We start from the raw sequence: 17058 nt of genomic DNA on the forward strand, positions 1-17058 counted from the left end.
GCCCGCACGGCCTCCGGCCCGCCGCTAGGCGGCTTCGGGCAGCTTCGCCGTCAGCGGCGGTTCCCCCTGGTCGATCAGCCGGCGGCGCGGGCAGGCGCCGCGGCCCAGCAGCTCCTGGATGCGCCGTACGCAGCCGCCGCAGTCGGTGCCGGCCTTGCAGGCGGAGGCGATCTGCCGGGGCGTGCACGCACCGGCCTCCGCGTGGCTCCTCACCTGTTCCTCGGTCACACCGAAGCAACTGCAGACGAACACGCGGTCCACCTCCCGAGCGGGATCCATGGTCGTGCCGTACCGACTGACCGGGGACCCGTCCGATCGGTGAGGCAAACCTAACCTTACCGGCCGTCCAGAGGGCGCAAAAGCGGGGTGGGGCGCGGATCCCTGTGATCCGCGCCCCACCCCTTCCGGTGCCGTCACCGGCACGGCCGGTTACTGGTCCCGGTACATCTCGGCGACGAGGAACGCCAGGTCCAGCGACTGGCTGCGGTTGAGCCGCGGGTCGCAGGCCGTTTCGTAGCGCTGGTGCAGGTCGTCGACGAAGATCTCGTCACCGCCGCCCACGCACTCGGTGACGTCGTCGCCGGTGAGCTCCACGTGGATGCCGCCCGGGTGGGTGCCGAGCTCCTTGTGGACCTCGAAGAAGCCCTTCACCTCGTCGAGCACGTCGTCGAAGCGGCGGGTCTTGTGGCCCGAGGCCGCCTCGAAGGTGTTGCCGTGCATCGGGTCGGTCACCCAGGCGACGGTGGCACCGGACGCGGTGACCTTCTCGACCAGCTCGGGGAGCCGGTCGCGGATCTTGTCCGCGCCCATGCGGACGATGAAGGTCAGCCGGCCCGGCTCGCGCTCGGGGTCGAGGCGGTCGATGTACTGCAGCGCCTCCTCGGCCGTCGTCGTCGGGCCGAGCTTGATGCCGATCGGGTTGCGGATCTTCGAGGCGAACTCGATGTGCGCGTGGTCCAGCTGGCGGGTGCGCTCACCGATCCACACCATGTGCGCGGAGACGTCGTACAGCCGGCCGGTGCGCGAGTCCACGCGGGTCAGCGCCGACTCGTAGTCGAGCAGCAGCGCCTCGTGCGAGGAGTAGAACTCGACCGTCTTGAACTCCTCCGGGTCCGTGCCGCAGGCCCGCATGAAGTTCAGCGCGTTGTCGATCTCCCGGGCGAGCTGCTCGTAGCGCTGGCCGGACGGCGACGACTTCACGAAGTCCTGGTTCCAGGCGTGCACCTGGCGCAGGTCGGCGTAGCCGCCGGTGGTGAAGGCGCGCACCAGGTTCAGCGTGGAGGCCGAGGCGTGGTACATCCGCTTCAGCCGCTCGGGGTCCGGGACGCGGGCCTCCTCGGTGAACTCGAAGCCGTTGACGGAGTCGCCCCGGTAGGTGGGCAGCGTCACGCCGTCCCGGGTCTCGGTCGGCTTGGAGCGCGGCTTGGAGTACTGGCCGGCGATCCGGCCCACCTTCACCACGGGCACCGAGGCGGCGTACGTCAGCACGGCGCCCATCTGGAGCAGGGTCTTGAGCTTGTTGCGGATGTGGTCGGCGGACACCGCGTCGAAGGCCTCGGCGCAGTCGCCGCCCTGGAGGAGGAACGCCTCTCCCCTGGCGACGGCCGCCATCCGGGCGCGCAGCTGGTCGCACTCGCCCGCGAAGACGAGCGGCGGATACGACTCGAGCTCCGCGATCACTGCGCGCAGAGCCTCGGCGTCGGGGTACTCGGGCTGCTGCGCCGCGGGCAGGTCTCGCCAGGTGTTGCCAGCGCTCGCGCTGGTCTTAGCGTTCACGGTCACGTTCCCCACATTACGGGGTACCGCCCTCCCCTCCAGGCCGTGCCCAGGAAGTGAGACGCGGAATACGCCCTGTGGGCGTCGGGGGCATGGGGTAGGGTGCGTCCCATGTTCGCGCACTCGACCCCGACCATGAACTGGTGGTGGACCGCTTCTCCGGCGGCCCACTGACTGCGCGTACGCACCACACTTCGCGAAGGCCGCCCGAGGGGCGGCCTTCGGTGTGTCCGGGGCCGTTCCTCTCCGCTCACGCGGGACCCGTCTCGTCCGGGGCCCGTCCACGACGAAAAGAGGAACACCCGCCATGGACCTGACGCAACTGCTCCACGACGACCGCCCCTTCGCCCTGCTGCGCCGCCGCACTCCGGGCCGCTCCGTCGAGGACGGCGGCACGGTCGAGCTGCTGATCGGCCCGGTCACCCCCCGCGAGCGCCTGGCCGAGCTGCCCGACGCGTGTCTGGCGCTCGTGCCGTTCCGGCAGATCCGCGAGCGCGGCTTCGACGTCCGCGACGACGGCACCCCGCTGCTGGTGCTGACCCCCGAGGAGCGGTACGAGATCCCGCTCGAGGACGCCCTGTCCCGCCTGCCGTCGCACACCGTGCGGGTGGAGAACGGCGGCTTCGACGTGTCCGACGAGGAGTACGGCGAGATCGTCGGCCGCGTGCTGCGGGAGGAGATCGGACGGGGCGAGGGCGCCAACTTCGTGATCCGGCGGACCTACGAGGGCGAGATCCCCGGGTTCGGGCGGGCCGACGCGCTCGCGCTGTTCCGGCGCCTCCTCGAGGGCGAGCGGGGAGCGTACTGGACGTTCGTCGTCCACACCGGGGACAGGACGCTGGTCGGGGCGAGCCCCGAGGTGCACGTGCGGGCGTCCGGCGGGACGGTCGTGATGAACCCGATCAGCGGGACCTACCGCTACCCGGCCGAGGGTCCCACCCCCGAGCACCTGCTGGAGTTCCTCGCCGACGGCAAGGAGATCGAGGAACTGTCGATGGTCGTCGACGAGGAGCTCAAGATGATGTGCACCGTCGGCGACCGGGGCGGGGTCGTGGTCGGCCCCCGGCTGAAGGAGATGGCGCACCTCGCGCACACCGAGTACGAGCTGCGCGGCCGGTCCTCGCTGGACGTGCGGGAGGTGCTCAGGGAGACCATGTTCGCCGCCACCGTCACCGGGTCGCCGGTGCAGAACGCCTGCCGGGTGATCGAGCGGCACGAGACCGGTGGGCGCGGCTACTACGCGGGCGCGCTGGCCCTGGTCGGCCGGGACGCGGGAGGCGCCCAGACCCTGGACTCCCCCATCCTCATCCGCACCGCCGACATCGCCGCGGACGGCCGGCTGCGGGTGGCGGTCGGCGCCACGCTGGTGCGCGGCTCCGATCCGGCGGGCGAGGTCGCCGAGACCCACGCCAAGGCGGCCGGGGTGCTGGCCGCGCTGGGGGTGCGCCCCGAGCGGCCGCGCGCGGAGTCGGCACTGCCGAGGATGGCCGACGACCCCCGGGTGCGGGCGGCGCTGGACGGGCGCCGGGCCTCGCTGGCGCCGTTCTGGCTGCGGATGCAGGAGACGCCGGACGCCCTGGAGGGCCACGCCCTGGTGGTCGACGGGGAGGACACCTTCACCGCGATGCTGGCGCACGTGCTGCGCGCCGGCGGGCTGGAGGTGACCGTCCGGCGGTACGACGAGCCGGGGCTGCGGGAGGCGGCGCTCGGCCACGAGGGGCCGCTGGTGCTGGGGCCCGGACCGGGCGACCCGTCCGACACGGCCGACCCGAAGATGCGGTTCCTGCGCGGCCTGACCGCCGAGGTGATCACCTCCCGGGCCCTCGGCTCCGCTCGGGCGGGGGGGAGTCCCGTGAACCGGCACGGCGTCCTCGGGGTCTGCCTCGGCCACGAGCTGATCGCGGCCGAGCTGGGGCTGGAGATCGTGCGCAAGGAGGTGCCGTACCAGGGGGCGCAGACGGAGATCGACCTGTTCGGGCGGCCGGAGACCGTCGGCTTCTACAACAGCTTCACGGCGCGCTGCGACGACGAGGCGGCGGCCGAACTGGCCGCGCACGGCGTCGAGGTGAGCCGGGCGGCGGGCGGCGAGGTGCACGCGCTGCGCGGGCCGGGCTTCGCCGGGGTGCAGTTCCACCCGGAGTCGGTGCTGACGCTGAACGGCGCGGCGATCGTCCGGGAGCTGACGGGTCAGCTGCGCGGCACCAGCACGTTCGCCGAGCGGCGGCCGGCGGTGTAGTCGAGGACGTTGTCCACCGTGGTCTTGATGATCTGCCCGACGGCGTCCACGGTGTAGTACGCCTGATGGGACGTCACCAGGACGTTCGGGAACGTGACGAGGCGGGCCAGGGTGTCGTCGTCGACGGCCTCCAGGGACTTGTCGAGGAAGAACAGCCCCGCCTCCGCCTCGTACACGTCCAGGCCGACGCCCGTGAAGCGGCCCGCGCGCAGTTCGGCGACGAGGGCCGCGGTGTCGACGAGGCCGCCCCGGCTGGAGTTCACCAGGATCGCGTCGTCCCGCATCGTCTTCAGGGCCTCGGCGTCGATGAGGTGCCGGGTCTCGGGCAGCAGCGGGACGTGCAGGGTGATCAGGTCGGACTCGGCGAGCAGCTGTTCCTTGGGGACGTAGGTCATGCCGAGTTCCCGGCAGGCGGGGTTCTCGACGACGTCCCAGCCCAGCAGCCGCATGCCGAAGCCGTGGGCGATCCGGGTGAACGCCTCGCCGATCTTGCCGGTGCCGAGGACGCCGACGGTGCGGCCGTGCATGTCGCGGCCCATCAGCCCGTCGAGGCGGAAGTCGAAGTCGCGGGTGCGGGTGGAGGCGCGCACGACACGGCGGTTGACCGCCATGGCGAGGGCCCAGGCGAACTCGGCGACCGAGTACGGCGAGTAGGACGACACGCGGGCGACCGTCAGGCCGAGCCGTTCGGCGACCTCGAGGTCGACGTTGTTGAAGCCGGTGGAGCGCTGGGCGACCATCCGGGTGCCGCCGGCCGCGAGACCCGCCAGGACCTCGGCGCCGAGGTCGCAGTTGACGCTGGTGGAGATCACCTCGTGGCCGGCGGCGATGGGGGCGGTGTCCACGTTGAGGAAGACGTCCAGCGCGCGCACCTCGTGGTGGCCCTCGAAGGCCCGCTCGATCAGGGGCTTCTCGTCGGACTGGACTCCGAACGCCAGGATCTCCACGGGTTTCCCTCCGGGGTCGTGCCGGGATCGTTGCCGTAGGGGCGAATATACGGCCCGCGGGGCGGGGGCGCCGGGGGCCGCACGGGGCCGGGGGCGGCGGCCTTCCGCCCCCGGATGCCCGGCGGCCCTCCCGCGCACACCTGCGGCGCTACTCCTCGTCGAGGCCGCGTTCTATGGCGTAGCGGACGAGCTCGACGCGGTTGTGCAGCTGGAGCTTGCCGAGGGTGTTCTGCACGTGGTTCTGCACCGTGCGGTGCGAGATGACGAGCCGTTCGGCGATCTGCTTGTAGCTCAGGCCCTTGGCGACCAGGCGCAGCACCTCGGTCTCGCGCTCGGTGAGCCGGGGCGCCTTGGACCCGTCGTCGCCCTGGGCGGGGCCGGCCGGTTCGGAGGCGAGGCGGCGGTACTCGCCGAGGACCAGTCCGGCCAGCCCCGGGGTGAACACCGGGTCGCCCGCGGCGGTGCGGCGCACCGCCTCCTGGAGTTCCTCGGTGGAGGCGGACTTGAGCAGATAGCCGGTCGCGCCCGACTTCACCGCCTCCAGCACGTCGGCGTGCTCGCCGCTGGCCGACAGCACCAGGACGCGCAGGGCGGGGTTCGCGGCGACGACCTCCTTGCAGACCCGGACGCCGGGCTTGCCCGGCAGGTTCAGGTCGAGGACGAGCACGTCCGGGGCGGTGGCCTTGGCGCGGCGCACCGCCTGGTCGCCGTCCCCCGCGGTGGCGACCACCTCGAAACCGGACTCGGACAGGTCACGGGCGACGGCGTCGCGCCACATGGGGTGGTCGTCGACCACCATCACCCGGACCGGGCCCCGGCCGGCCTCCCGTTCGGCTGCGGTGTCCGTCATCGTCGCTCCGCCTTCCCCCGGGCGTCCCCCCGGCCGTCCGTCCCGTCGTTGCCTGCCTTCGGCACCTTCAGCTCCACCTCGGTGCCCTGTCCCGGCACCGAGACCAGTTCGGCTCCGCCACCGAGGTCGCGCAGCCGGCCCCGGATGGACAGGGCCACGCCGAGCCGGCCCTCGCCCTCGGCCTGGGCGAGCCGGCCCTCGGGGATGCCGGGTCCGTCGTCGCGGACGGTGACGATCACCTCGTCCGGTTCGTCCTCGACCAGGATCCACGCGCGGGCCTGCTCCCCGGCGTGCATGCGGACGTTGTCCAGGGCGGCGCCGACGGCCGCGGCCACCTCCCGCGCGGCGGCCGGCGCGAGCCGCACCGGCGCCCCGGGTTCGGCGAGGCTGACCCGGGCGCCCGCGTAGGGGGCGAGCAGCGCGCGCAGATCGACCGGGCCGCCGTCCCCGTCCGGTTCCCCGTCCTCGTCGGCGGTCCGTGCGGCGGCGCCCTCGGCGGCGTCCCGCGGCGCGCGGGGGACCGGCACGAGTCCGCCGGAGACCAGCGTGCGCAGGGCGACCTCCTGCTCCCCGGCCAGCCGGCCCAGCTCGGCCGCCTCGCCGCCGATCACGGCGCCGCGCCGCTGCACCATCGCGAGCACCTGGAGCACGCCGTCGTGGATGTCCCGCGCGAGCCGCTCCCGCTCCCTGGTGGCGGCCTCGATCTCCAGGGCACGGGCGAGGGTGCGCTCGGAGGCGCGGGCGACCTCGACGACGTAGCCGATGGCGATGGAGGCGACCCAGACGAGGACCACGTTGTGCACGGTGTCGCGGGCGGGGCTGCCGCGTTCGACCAGGTTGGCCGCGGCGACGAGGGTGGAGGCGAGGGCCGCCCAGCGCCAGCCGCCCTTGACGGCGAACGCCAGCACCGAGCCGGCGGTCCAGATGGACGGCAGGGTCGGGCCGCCCGCCTGGACGCGTTCGTGCGCGTCGGCGAGGGGGGTGAGCAGGATGCCGGTGAGCGCGATGGTGAGGTCGGCGGTGAGGAAGCCCTTGGTGCAGGCGGCGGCGTTCGCGACCTTGGGCAGCGTGGCCAGGGTCCAGACGAGGAGGAGGGCGAAGTAGGCGACGGCGAGCCACGGCCGGGCGAACTCCTCGTGGGCGGAGACGAACAGACCGACCGCGTACACCATGGTGAGCACCCGGTAGCCGGCGAGCGCGCGCCACAGCGGCAGCTCGACCGACATCCTCATGACCTTCTCGCGTCCCGGCACGTGTCCCCCCGTTTCCGTTCCGGGCCCGGCTAGGGGTCGGAACGCCGCTGCTCGGCCCGGTCCCGCTCGGCCTGTTCCCGCTCGGCCCGCTCCATGGCGGCCCTCAGCTTCTCGGCGTGTTCCCTCTCCTCGCGCGCGAGCGCGGCCTTCGCCGCCCTCTCGGCTTCCCTCCCCGCTTCCCTCTCGGCCTTCTCGGCCTCCTTCTCCGCCTTGGCCTCCTCCGCGAGCTGCCGCTTCATGGCGGTCGCGTAGATGTCGACGTACTCCTGGCCGGAGAGCTTCATGATCTCGTAGATGACCTCGTCGGTCACCGCGCGCAGGACGAAGCGGTCGTGGTCCATGCCCTCGTAGCGGCGGAAGTCCAGCGGCTTCCCGATCCGGATGCCCGGCCGCATCAGCTTCGGCAGGATCTTTCCCGGCGGCTGGATCTTCTCCGTGTCGATCATGGCGACCGGTATCACGGGCGCGCCGGTGGCCAGCGCCACGCGGGCGAGGCCGCCGGGCTTGCCCCGGTAGAGACGGCCGTCGGGCGAGCGGGTGCCCTCCGGGTAGATGCCGAACAGCTCACCGCGCTCCAGCACCTCTATGCCGCTCCTGATCGCGGCCTCGCCGGCGCCGCGCGTGCCGGAGCGGTCCACCGGGAGCTGGCCCACGCCCTTGAAGAAGGCGGCCGTCAGCCGGCCCTTCACCCCCGGCGTGGTGAAGTACTCGGCCTTGGCGATGAAGGTGACCTTGCGGTCCAGCACGGCCGGCAGGAAGAAGGAGTCGGAGAACGACAGGTGGTTGCTGGCCAGAATGGCGGGGCCCTCGGCGGGGACGTTCTCCAGGCCCTCCACCCAGGGCCTGAAGGCGAGCTTCAGCGGCCCCCCGATGGTGACCTTCATCGCGCCGTACAACAACCGAGTGCCTCCTGTGTGTGTGAGTCAGACAATATCCCGGAGTGCCGCGGAAGGACCCGACGGCCCTGGTCGGTGTCCGTGCGGTCGCGTACGGTGAAGGTCCCGCGATCCGTGTGCGGTCCCTGCCCGACCGCCATGACGTGCCCGCCCCCTTCTCACGAACCCCCACGAACAGGAGGCCGAAGGTGCCGCTCCTGACCGGAGCCGAGCCGTTCCGTCACGAGGGCGGGGAGACCGCCGTCCTCCTCTGCCACGGCTTCACCGGTTCACCGCAGTCGCTGCGCCCCTGGGCGGAGCACCTCGCCGGACACGGCCTGACCGTCTCGCTGCCGCTGCTGCCCGGGCACGGCACGCGCTGGGAGGACCTCCGGGTCACCGGGTGGCAGGACTGGTACGCGGAGGTGGACCACGAGCTGCGGCTGCTGCGGGACCGCTGCTCCCGGGTGTTCGTGGCCGGACTGTCGATGGGCGGCGCGCTCGCCCTGCGGCTGGCCGCGCGGCACGGTGACGCGGTGAGCGGGGTCATGGTCGTCAACCCGGCGAACAAGGTGCACGGGGTGGCCGCGCACGCCCTTCCGGTGCTCCGCCATCTCGTCCCGGCGACCAAGGGGATCGCGAGCGACATCGCGAAGCCCTCGGTGACGGAGCTGGGGTACGACCGGGTTCCGCTGCACGCGGCGCACTCCCTGCGGACGTTCCTGCGTCTCCTCGACGGCGAGCTGCCCCAGGTCACCCAGCCGCTGCTGCTGCTGCGCAGCCCGCAGGACCACGTGGTGCCGCCCGCGGACTCGGCCCGCATCCTCGGCCGGGTCTCGTCGGTGGACGTGACGGAGGTCCTGCTGGAACAGAGCTACCACGTGGCGACGTTGGACCACGACGCGGAGCTGATCTTCCAGGAGAGCACCGCGTTCATCGGCCGGCTCGCGCCCGACGCCGTCAAGGAGCCCGGTCTCGGCAAGGAAGGGACGACCGCAGGTGGCTGAGCACGACTCGGACCGCGAGGACCGCGAAGGCCGCGAGAGCCGCGAGCCGGAGGAGAAGGGCGTCGAGAAGGGCCTGGAGAAGGACCTCGGGAAGGACGCCCCCTTCGACGAGGACGCCGCGTGGGCGGCGATCGTCGCCGGGTACGGCGAGGAGCCGCCGGACCCGCCGGGGGCCAAGCCCTTCAAGTCGATCGAGGACCTGGCGCTGCTGGAGGCCGGGACCAACGACGAGCGGACGGAGGCCGAGGCGCCGCGGAGACCCAAGGACGAACCGGCCGAACCGGTCGAACCGGCCGGGCCCGCCAAGCCGCTGGGCGGCTCCGTCTCCTTCGCCCCCGGTGTCGGCCCCCGCGACTACAGCCTGGCCGAGCCCTCCGAGGAGGACCTCGGCGAGAGCGACGAGGGCCACTTCGTACCGCCGGAGCCGCCGCCGCTGCCGGAGACCGACGTCACCGCCAAGTTCGCCTGGCTCGGAGTGCTGGGCGGTCCGCTGCTGCTCCTGCTGGCGGTGCTGTTCGGCTGGGAGATGACCTGGTGGCTGACCACGCTCTCCATCGGCGGCTTCCTGGGCGGCTTCGCCACGCTGGTGATGCGCCTGCGCACGGACGACGAGGACGACGACGATCCGGGCCGGGGCGCGGTGGTCTGAGGGCCCCGGGAGTCAGGCGGCCGGAACCCTGAGGGCGGCCAGGACCGGAAGGTGGTCCGTGGCCGCCCTCAGGTCGGCCTCGGTCACCCCGGGCTGACCGTGCGGCACCCCGCAGCCCAGCACCTCGACGCCCCCCGTGACGAACAGCGCGTCGATGCGCTTGTGCGGGTCGGCGGGCCCCCAGGTGTGTTCACCACCCCAGGGGGCCGCGGCCCAGCAGTCCGTCAGGTTCCCGGCCAGGCGCCGGAAGGTGCGGCCGTTGGGACCGTCGTTCAGATCGCCGCCGGCGACCGCGTGCTCCACGCCCATCCCGGCGAGCCGGTCCAGGAGCATGCCGCCCTGCTCGTACCGCTCGTCCTGCCGCAGCGACAGGTGACAGCTCAGCACGCCCAGCCGGGCGCCGCCGAACCGTACGACGGCGGTGGCGAAGCCGCGCCGGTGCAGTCCCGGGGTGAGCGGCAGCAGTACGTCCTCGGTGCGCTCGACGGTCGCCCGCAGGGAGCACAGGAGCGCCGGTCCCGCGGCCGTGGCGCCCCCGGAGAGGACCACCAGCCCGGACGCGGAGGCCAGCCGGGCCAGTTTCTTGCGCCAGCGGAAGAAGCGCGGTGCCTCCTGGAGCAGGACCAGGTCGGGGGCGCAGGCGGTGATCACCCGGGCGAGGGCGTCCGTGTCGTCCTGCATCGACCGGATGTTGTAGCTCAGGACACGGATCACGGCCGATCCGTCCGGCTCGGTACGGGAGTCGGGCAGCAGCGGAGTCGTCGCCATGTCGATCAAGATACGCCGACCCGCCCGGCCGGGGGGGTCGTACGGGCCGACGGCGGCACGAGACGGACCGGGTGGGCGCGGAAGTGCCTCGCACGCCCTGAGCCGGGGTGCCGCGACAGCCGCGGGAACGGAAGGGCGGCAGCGGGACCGGGCCGTGCGCGGGCGCGTCCGCTCCGGAGACGGCGGCGCCCGCCGTCCCCGAGGGGAGCGGGCGGGCGCCGCCGTGCGCGCGGGGGCGGGATCACATCACGGGGTCGGGCTCCCGGGCCAGGTCGGCCGCGCCGACCAGACCGGCCTTGTTGCCGAGCTGGGCGGCGAGGACCTCGGCGACGGGGCGCCAGTTGCTGCCCACCAGCCAGCGCTTGTAGGACTTGCGGATCGGGCCGAGGACCAGCTCGCCCTCGTCGGAGAGGCCGCCGCCGATGATGAACGCGGAGGGGTCGAAGAGGGAGGCCAGGTCGGCGAGGCCGGCGCCGACCCAGCGGGCCAGCTCGCGGTAGGAGTCGACGGCCACCCGGTCGCCCTGGCGGGCGGCCACGGAGACGTGCTTGCCCTCGATGCCGTCGGGGGTGCCGTCGCCGAGGGCGAGCAGCGTCTCGGCGTTCTCGGGGGTGGCGTTGGCGCGCTGCTTGGCGTACCGGACCAGGGCGCGGCCGGAGGCGTACTGCTCCCAGCAGCCCTGGGAGCCGCAGCCGCAGAGCAGGCCGTCCGGCACCATGCGGATGTGACCGAACTCGGCGGCCACGCCGAAGTGGCCGCGGCGCAGCTTGTTGCCGATGATGACGCCGCCGCCGAGGCCGGTGCCGAGGGTGATGCAGATGACGTTGCGGTGGCCCTTGCCGGCGCCGAACTTGTACTCGCCCCAGGCCGCGGCGTTGGCGTCGTTCTCCACGACGACCGGCAGGCCCGTGCGGGCCTCGACCTTCTCCTTGAGCGGCTCGTTGCGCCAGTGGATGTTGGGCGCGAAGTACACCGTCGAACGCTGGCGGTTGACGTATCCGGCCGCACCGATGCCCACGCCGACGATCTCGTGCCCGGCTCGCGCGCCCTCCACCGCGGAGGCGATGGAGTCCACGATGCCCTCGGGCGTGCCCGGGGTCGGCACCTTGTGGGTCGAGAGGATGTTGCCTTCCTCGTCGACCACGCCGGCCGCGATCTTCGTGCCGCCGATGTCGACGCCGATGGTGAGTCCCATGAATCCCTCAGTTTCGGTCGAGCCCCGCTACCGCCAACGGTACCCGAGGCCCTGCCTTCGGGTTTCCGGCATCCGCACGGTGAACGGGCCCGGCGGGGGTCATGGGGCACCCGCCGGGCCGGGGTCGGCCGGTGTCAGTCCAGGTCGATGCGCTCGCCGGGACCGGACTCGTCGCCCCGGTCGCCCCGGTCGCGGCGTTCCTCCAGGTCACGGGGGTCGGTGTCGCGGAGATCGGTGTCGCGGGCCGTCCAGCGGCGCTCCTGGTCCTGGACCGCGGAGCGGTAGGCGGCGAGGAGCTCGTTGCCGGCGGCGGCGAGGTGGTCGAAGACGTCCGGGTTGCGCTCGATGACGGGTTCCACGGCGGCCCTGGCCTGCTGCACGACCTGCCGCACCATCTGCTGCGCGGTGGGCCCGGTGACCGCGCCGAACAGCGGGGAGCCCAGGCCGGAGAGCTGGTCGAGCTTGTCGGTGACCGCGTCGACGAGCTTCTTCAGCTCCTCGGCGGCGGAACCTGCGGAACCCTGGGGCGGCCCGTACCGGGCGCGGCGGCGGGCCTTCTCCGCCTCGAGGTCCTCCGCGCAGGCGGTCGCCCAGGCGTCGGCGTCGGTGTCGGCCGCCCGTACGTCGGCGGCGGTCCGCGCCTCCTCCACGGTCTCGTCCCCGGCGTCGTCGGACGGGGGGAGCTGTTCGCTCATGACGGACTCCTGACTACGGGTGACCTCTTCGACGTTACCCGAACGCCTCCACCGGCTTCAGCCGGTACGCGGCCACAGTCGCGGATCCGGCCGGAACCGGATCCGCAGCTCGCCCTCGCGCAGGGCGGCGCCGTCGACGGTGCAGCGGCGCAGCGCCGAGGGCAGCGGGACGGTCCGGCGGAACGGTCCGGCGGTCACGACGAGTTCGTCGCCGCGCCGGATGAGGTCCAGTTCCTCGCGCCGGGCGCCGGGCAGCGGGATGTGCCAGACCAGCACGCCGTCGTCGGCGAGGGAGTCGGTGACGGGCCACTCGACGGCGGAGGGCCCCTCGGCGGCGGAGGGCCCCGCGTCGGCGCCGGGCACGGCGAGCGCGGCGAGGTCGTCGGCGCCGCGCGGGTCGCGCCCGAGGTGGGCGACGGGGCGGACGTCGTGGGTCTCCCGCCACTCCGCCAGGGCCTTGCGCTGCTGGGCGACCGGGCCGGCGAGCCAGCTGTCCCCGGCGCCCTCCGGCAGGACGCGGGTCGCGACCAGGACGTCGGTGCGCAGTCCGCGCAGGGCCAGGCCGAGGGTCGCGGTGCGGACGGCGTCGGCGCCGGCGGGTCCCGGCTCGGCGACCAGGCGTACGGCGGTGCCGCGGTCGGCGAGCACGGTCTCGGCGGCGGCGAGCTGGAGGTCCAGCCGGGCGGCGGTCTCGTACAGCCACTCGGCGGGCAGCGGGACGCCGGCGAGGCGGCCGAGCACGGGGCGCAGGGCGCGGGCGGCCTGCCGCTCGGGCGGGAGCAGGCGGCGCAGGTAGCGGCGGAGTTCCTCGGGGAGGGCGAGCAGGTCGAGGGCGCGCGGGACGGGCGGCAGGTCGACGACGAGGAGGTCGTGCGTTCCCGGCAGGGCCGCGTCCCGCAGGGCGCGCAGCAGGGCGAGTTCCCCGGCGCCGGGCAGCGGGGTGAGCTCCTCGGGGTCGAGCCGGGAGGCGCCGAGCAGGTCCAGCGCGGAGGAGGCGCGGTCCTGCAGGGCGGCCAGGTCGGTGCGGAAGTCCTCGTCGGCGTCGAGCCGCCGCACGGTGAGCCGGGGGGCGGCCTCGGACGGCTCAAGCCCGACGGGCGCGCCCAGGACCGCGCCCAGGGTGTCCGTCCGGTCGGTGCCGAGGAGGAGGGTGCGCACGCCCGCACGGGCGGCGGCGTGCGCGGTGGCGGCCGCGACGGTGGTGCGCCCGCTGCCGCCGGGGCCCGTGATCAGGAGGGTGCGCATGAGGGTGAACGGTACCCGGGAGGCGTGCGGGGACCGCCGGGCGCCCCGTTCTCGCTCCGGGCCGCTCCCGCGCCCCGGAGTGCGGGCGTGTCCGCGGCGCGTTACTTCGCTCCCGACTCCACGCGCTTCTTCAGTCCCGCCAGGGCCCGGTCGATGATGACCTTCTCGGCCTTGCGCTTGATCATGCCGAGCATCGGGATCTTGACGTCGACGGTCAGCCGGTAGGTGACCTCGGTCGTGCCCGGGCCGGCCGGTTCGAGGAGGTAGGAGCCGTCCAGGGAGCGGAGCATCTGGGACTTCACCAGGGTCCAGGAGACCTCGTGCTCGCCGGTCCAGGTGTAGGCGAGGGTCTGGTCGTCCTTGATCGCGCCGGCGTCCATGACGAGGCGCACCTGCTCGGCGCGGCCCTGCTCGTCGGTCTCGAGGACCTCCGCCTCCTTCACCTCACCGGTCCAGTCCGGGTAGCGGGCGAAGTCGGCGATCACCCCCATGACATCGGCCGGTGCGGCCTCGATCGTGATGCTCGAGCTGGTGTGTTCCGCCATCGCCGTGGCTCCTCCGGATGCGCGCCGGTCGTCGGATCGCCGTGCGCGAGTGCAGCGCACGCCTGTGCAGCGGAAGGCTACCGCGCACCGGACCGGCGCAGCTCACCCCACCTGGGGCGGTCTCACCACTCGAGCGCCCAGGGGCGCCCGCTGCCCGCGAAGTGCCCCACGTTCACGCACTCGGTGGCGCCGATCCGCATCCGCCGCACCAGCGGCTGGTGCACGTGCCCGAACAGGGCGTAGCGGGGCCGGGTGCGGCGGACGGCGTCCAGCAGCGCCCGGCTGCCGCGTTCGAAGCGGCGCGCGACGGTGTCGTAGACCAGCTCCGGGACCTCCGGCGGGATGTGGGTGCACAGCACGTCGACCTCGCCGACGGCCTCGATCTTCGCCGCGTACTCCTCGTCGTCGATCTCGTACGGGGTGCGCATGGGGGTGCGCAGGCCGCCGCCGACGAAGCCGAAGGTCCAGCCGCCGATCTCCACCCGTTCCCCGTCCAGGACGGTCGTGCCGGGCCCGGCGTACTCCCGCCACAGGGGCGGCACGTCGACGTTGCCGTAGGTGGCGTAGGTCGGGGTGGGGAAGGCGGCGAACAGCTCGGCGTACTGCCTGCGCACCGCCCGCTCGATCGCCGTGGCCCGGTCCTCGCCGTGGTCCGCCCACAGCCGGGCGCCGAACGCGCGCGCCTCCTCGAAGCGGCGGGCGGTGCGCAGCTCCACGAGGCGGTGGGCGTTCTCGGTGCCGAACAGGTCGGGGAAGATGCCGCGCGAGTGGTCGGCGTAGTCGAGGAAGAGCACCAGGTCGCCCAGGCAGATCAGGGCGTCGGCGCCCTCGCCGGCCCGGGCCAGGTCACGGACGTTGCCGTGGACGTCGCTGACCACGTGGACGCGCCTGCGGCGGTCGCCGCCCGGTACGGATGCCATGGCGATCAAGGGTAGGCGCGCGGGGCGGCCCGGACAACGGCGGTCGGACCTGCGGTTACTGGCTCGTCGACGACGCGGTGCATTACTGTGCGCAATGAAACACCCACCTGTGTGACGCAGCGAACATCTCGCCGGGACCCCCTGTCGTAGAGGGCATACCGACGGGTAACGTCCGGGCAGTCCAGTCGTGCTCGGGATTTCAACATGTGAATTCGCGAGTACCCGCCCAGCCTTGGACCGCACCGTCGCATCGCACAACGTCGTGGCGTCGGCGCCCTAAGAGGAGCAGCAGTCTTGCGCGAGTTCAGCCTTCCGGCTTTGTACGAGGTCCCCGCGGACGGCAATCTGGCCGACATCGTCCGCAGAAACGCCGCGCAGCACCCCGACGTCGCCGTCATCGCCCGCAAGGTGGACGGTGCCTGGCAGGACGTGACGGCCACCACCTTCCTCGCCGAGGTGCGGGCGGCCGCCAAAGGACTGATCGCCTCCGGCGTCCGGCCGGGCGACCGGGTCGCCCTGATGTCCCGCACCCGCTACGAGTGGACGCTGCTGGACTTCGCGATCTGGAGCGCCGGCGCGGTCACCGTGCCGGTGTACGAGACCAGCTCGCCCGAGCAGGTGGCGTGGATCCTCGGCGACTCCGGCGCCACCGCCTGCGTCGTGGAGCTCGACGTGCACGCGGCGGCCGTGGAGTCGGTGCGCGATCGGCTGCCCGCGCTGGAGAACGTGTGGCAGATCGACGCCGGCGGCGTCGAGGAGCTGGGCCGCCTCGGCCGGGACGTCACCGACGAGACGGTCGAGGAGCGCAGCTCGGTCGCGAAGGCCGACGACCCCGCGACGATCGTCTACACCTCCGGCACGACCGGCCGCCCCAAGGGCTGTGTGCTCACCCACCGCAGCTTCTTCGCCGAGTGCGGCAACATCGTGGAGCGGCTGCGTCCGCTGTTCCGCACCGGCGAGTGCTCCGTGCTGCTCTTCCTGCCGCTCGCGCACGTCTTCGGACGGCTGGTGCAGGTCGCGCCCATGATCGCGCCGATCAAGCTGGGCTGTGTGCCGGACATCAAGAACCTCACCGACGAGCTGGCCGCGTTCCGCCCGACCCTGATCCTGGGTGTGCCGCGGGTGTTCGAGAAGGTCTACAACGCGGCGCGCGCCAAGGCGCAGGCCGACGGCAAGGGCAAGATCTTCGACCGGGCCGCGGACACCGCGATCGCCTACAGCCGGGCGCTGGACACCCCGTCCGGGCCGTCGCTCGGCCTGAAGATCAAGCACAAGGTGTTCGACCGGCTCGTCTACGGCAAGCTGCGCGCGGTGCTCGGCGGGCGCGGCGAGTACGCCATCTCGGGCGGCGCCCCGCTGGGCGAGCGCCTGGGCCACTTCTTCCGCGGCATCGGCTTCCGCGTCCTGGAGGGCTACGGCCTGACCGAGTCCTGTGCGGCCACCGCGTTCAACCCGTGGGACCGGCAGAAGATCGGCACGGTCGGCCAGCCGCTGCCCGGCTCGGTGATCCGCATCGCGGACGACGGCGAGGTGCTGCTGCACGGCGAGCACCTGTTCAAGGAGTACTGGAACAACCCGGACGCGACGGCCGAGGCGCTGGCCGACGGCTGGTTCCACACCGGGGACATCGGCACCCTGGACGAGGACGGCTATCTGCGGATCACCGGCCGCAAGAAGGAGATCCTGGTCACCGCGGGCGGCAAGAACGTCGCCCCGGCGGTGATGGAGGACCGGATCCGCGCGCACGCGCTGGTCGCGGAGTGCATGGTGGTGGGCGACGGGCGTCCGTTCGTGGGCGCGCTGATCACCGTCGACGAGGAGTTCCTGGCCCGCTGGTGCGCCGAGCACGGCAAGCCGGAGGGCTCCACCGCGGCGTCCCTGAGCGAGGACCCGGACCTGATCGCGGCGATCCAGGCGGCAGTCGACGACGGCAACGCGGCGGTCTCCAAGGCGGAGTCGGTCCGCAAGTTCCGCATCCTGCCCACCCAGTTCACGGAGGAGTCGGGCCATCTGACCCCGTCCCTGAAGCTGAAGCGGAGCGTGGTGGCGAAGGACTACGCCCACGAGATCGAGGCGATCTACGCGAAGTAGGGCGCG

The 17058-nt window shown here is 73.2% G+C and carries 17 protein-coding genes; 5 read left to right on the top strand and 12 right to left on the bottom strand.

Translation table 11 applies throughout. The features are described from left to right. Positions 1-24: 24 nt before the first annotated feature. Both CP969_RS11660 and CP969_RS11665 read right to left on the bottom strand, forming a co-directional pair. Positions 25-279, bottom strand: a complete 255-nt coding sequence (locus tag CP969_RS11660) for a (2Fe-2S)-binding protein (protein WP_004989173.1) — start codon at positions 277-279, stop codon at positions 25-27. Positions 280-429: 150 nt separating this feature from the next. Beyond that, on the bottom strand, positions 430-1782 hold the full coding sequence (locus CP969_RS11665) for a class II 3-deoxy-7-phosphoheptulonate synthase (RefSeq protein ID WP_004989171.1): 1353 nt from the start codon (positions 1780-1782) through the stop codon (positions 430-432). 105 nt (positions 1783-1887) lie between these two features. On the opposite strand from CP969_RS11665, the gene CP969_RS34605 reads away from it, so the two are divergent. Together CP969_RS34605 and CP969_RS11675 are read left to right on the top strand one after the other, a co-directional pair. After that, a complete protein-coding gene (locus CP969_RS34605) occupies positions 1888-1950 on the top strand; it encodes a trp operon leader peptide (RefSeq protein WP_106409781.1) in 63 nt (20 codons plus the stop codon). A gap of 133 nt (positions 1951-2083) precedes the next feature. Beyond that, the gene (locus CP969_RS11675; RefSeq protein ID WP_016826656.1) at positions 2084-4012 is read left to right on the top strand and encodes a phenazine-specific anthranilate synthase component I; all 1929 of its coding nucleotides are present in this window, start codon (positions 2084-2086) and stop codon (positions 4010-4012) included. Here the strand turns inward: CP969_RS11675 and CP969_RS11680 are convergent. The 4 genes from CP969_RS11680 to CP969_RS11695 form a co-directional block, all read right to left on the bottom strand. Then, positions 3964-4959 carry a 2-hydroxyacid dehydrogenase gene (locus tag CP969_RS11680; protein ID WP_016826655.1) on the bottom strand — a complete coding sequence of 332 codons (996 nt, stop codon included), beginning with the start codon at positions 4957-4959 and terminating at the stop codon, positions 3964-3966. The two genes, CP969_RS11675 and CP969_RS11680, sit on opposite strands and share 49 nt — an antisense overlap. Before the next feature lie 148 nt (positions 4960-5107). Next, entirely contained in the window at positions 5108-5809 is a 702-nt protein-coding gene (locus CP969_RS11685; protein WP_016826654.1) for a response regulator, read from the bottom strand. Continuing rightward, positions 5806-7062, bottom strand: a complete 1257-nt coding sequence (gene macS / locus CP969_RS11690; protein WP_016826653.1) for a MacS family sensor histidine kinase — start codon at positions 7060-7062, stop codon at positions 5806-5808. The genes CP969_RS11685 and macS overlap by 4 nt, the downstream gene beginning before the upstream one ends. Positions 7063-7091: 29 nt before the next feature. Continuing rightward, complete coding sequence (locus tag CP969_RS11695; protein ID WP_016826652.1) at positions 7092-7946, bottom strand: lysophospholipid acyltransferase family protein; 855 nt, start codon at positions 7944-7946, stop codon at positions 7092-7094. Positions 7947-8146: 200 nt separating this feature from the next. On the opposite strand from CP969_RS11695, the gene CP969_RS11700 reads away from it, so the two are divergent. Next, the gene (locus CP969_RS11700; protein WP_004989159.1) at positions 8147-8944 is read left to right on the top strand and encodes an alpha/beta hydrolase; all 798 of its coding nucleotides are present in this window, start codon (positions 8147-8149) and stop codon (positions 8942-8944) included. Further along, positions 8937-9593: a hypothetical protein gene (locus CP969_RS11705; protein ID WP_016826651.1), complete on the top strand. Its 657-nt coding sequence runs from the start codon at positions 8937-8939 to the stop codon at positions 9591-9593. The genes CP969_RS11700 and CP969_RS11705 overlap by 8 nt, the downstream gene beginning before the upstream one ends. 12 nt (positions 9594-9605) lie before the next feature. Here the strand turns inward: CP969_RS11705 and CP969_RS11710 are convergent, their stop codons facing one another. The 6 genes from CP969_RS11710 to CP969_RS11735 all read right to left on the bottom strand — a co-directional run bounded on the left by CP969_RS11710 (position 9606) and on the right by CP969_RS11735 (position 14961). Beyond that, positions 9606-10361 carry an endonuclease/exonuclease/phosphatase family protein gene (locus CP969_RS11710; protein WP_004989153.1) on the bottom strand — a complete coding sequence of 252 codons (756 nt, stop codon included), beginning with the start codon at positions 10359-10361 and terminating at the stop codon, positions 9606-9608. Between the two features lie 241 nt (positions 10362-10602). Then, entirely contained in the window at positions 10603-11556 is a 954-nt protein-coding gene (locus CP969_RS11715) for an ROK family glucokinase (RefSeq protein WP_004989151.1), read from the bottom strand. A 134-nt stretch (positions 11557-11690) separates the two neighbouring features. Further along, a complete protein-coding gene (locus CP969_RS11720) occupies positions 11691-12251 on the bottom strand; it encodes a DUF5304 domain-containing protein (RefSeq protein WP_004989149.1) in 561 nt (186 codons plus the stop codon). 57 nt (positions 12252-12308) lie between these two features. Beyond that, entirely contained in the window at positions 12309-13496 is a 1188-nt protein-coding gene (locus CP969_RS11725; protein ID WP_016826650.1) for an ArsA family ATPase, read from the bottom strand. Between the two features lie 101 nt (positions 13497-13597). Further along, complete coding sequence (locus tag CP969_RS11730) at positions 13598-14041, bottom strand: SRPBCC family protein (RefSeq protein WP_004989146.1); 444 nt, start codon at positions 14039-14041, stop codon at positions 13598-13600. Between the two features lie 122 nt (positions 14042-14163). After that, entirely contained in the window at positions 14164-14961 is a 798-nt protein-coding gene (locus tag CP969_RS11735; protein ID WP_004989144.1) for a metallophosphoesterase family protein, read from the bottom strand. A 294-nt stretch (positions 14962-15255) separates the two neighbouring features. Here CP969_RS11735 and CP969_RS11740 point away from each other — a divergent pair, with 294 nt between their 5' ends. Further along, positions 15256-17052, top strand: coding sequence for an AMP-dependent synthetase/ligase (locus CP969_RS11740; RefSeq protein ID WP_026085259.1), 1797 nt, complete (start codon positions 15256-15258; stop codon positions 17050-17052). Positions 17053-17058: the final 6 nt, after the last annotated feature.

The organism is Streptomyces viridosporus T7A, from assembly GCF_008704515.1.
Classification (GTDB): domain Bacteria; phylum Actinomycetota; class Actinomycetes; order Streptomycetales; family Streptomycetaceae; genus Streptomyces; species Streptomyces viridosporus.